The organism is Mesorhizobium sp. WSM4840 (assembly GCF_055811755.1).
This window is the reverse complement of record NZ_JBVVQD010000098.1, coordinates 1-1224: the sequence shown is the minus strand read 5'-3', so window position 1 is coordinate 1224 and position 1224 is coordinate 1. Positions and strand designations below refer to the sequence as shown.

At 65.5% G+C, this 1224-nt stretch carries 1 protein-coding gene; it reads right to left on the bottom strand.

All coding sequences use genetic code 11. The features are described 5' to 3' along the window. The coding region (locus AC0L3I_RS36845; RefSeq protein ID WP_473530220.1) for an IS5 family transposase at positions 1-1058 on the bottom strand (1058 nt) is incomplete at its 3' end. Positions 1059-1224: the final 166 nt, after the last annotated feature.

Genomic DNA, 1224 nt, shown 5'->3' with positions numbered 1-1224 from the left:
GGGGCGTTGTGGCCGCGGTAGCCGGCATCGGCGACGATCTTGGTGAGGTTGGCTCCGATCGAGGTCTCGATCGCGGGGATGACGGTGGCCAGCGTGTGGCCGTCATAGGGATTGCCGGGCATCGCCTTGATATGGGCGACGAACTGGCCGCCGCGGCTGCGATAGAGCGGCGTGGCGACCGAGAGCTTGACGCCGAATTCATAGGGCTTGTGGGCCTTGCCCTTGCCGATGCATTCGACCTCGGGAGCGTGCAGGGAGTAGACCTTCCTGCCGCGTTCACGCTGGCGCTGGTCCCTGACGCGGCGGGCCAGCGACAGCGGCAGACCGAAGGGCGCCATCAGCTCCGGCCGCCCGGCGATCTTGCGGGTGATGTCGCGGATCACCGCGCCCAGCATGGTGCGCAGCCGCTTGAGCTGCCGGTTGGCCCGCTTGAACTGCTTGGCGTGGGCATAACGCTGATGCTTGATCAGCGCGATCTTGCCGACCCGCGCATAGGACTGGCGCAGGCGGATGCCGTGCTTCCCGGCCAGCTTGACCAGCCGCTCGCGGGCGCGATGCATCAGCTTGGCGTCGGTCGGAAAGGTGATCGCCTTCTCCTGCACGGTGGTGTCGACGATCACCGCGCGGAAGTCGGCCGGCTTGGCCGCCCCCAGCCGGGTCGCCGCCGCCAGGCTCTCCTGCAGCAGCGCCGTCAGCCGCTCCTCGCCCATGCGCAGGCGCCAGCGCGTCAGCGAGGTGCGGTCGAAGACCAGGCGGTGCTGGAAGAACTCCTCGCCGCAGAACAGCTGATAATAGGGGTTTTCCAGCCAGCGCTCGCACAGCCCTTCATCGGACAGGTTGTGCATCGACTTCAGGATCGCCAGCCCCGCCATCAGCCGCGTCGGCAGCGGCGGCCGGCCGGGGCCATCGTCGTAGACCTCGCCGAGCTTCTCTTCCAGGCAGCGCCAGTCGATCGCCGTCGCCAGCTTCACCAGTGCATGTTCCATGTTCAGGATCTGGTCGAGCCGGGACCGCAACAGGTCCGCCTGGCCACTGTCTCGCCGTTCCTTCGGCCGCATCGCTTGCTTCCCCTCTCCGGTCGAAACGCCATCGAATCACGCAACGCAGATGCAAACATTTTGCCGGAAATCGCCGCCCAAAGCCACGATTTCCGGCAAAACGAAACCCAAATTCAGGCGAAAATCTTAAATTAAATCAAAGCGTTCCGCGTTCTTCACGGACGAC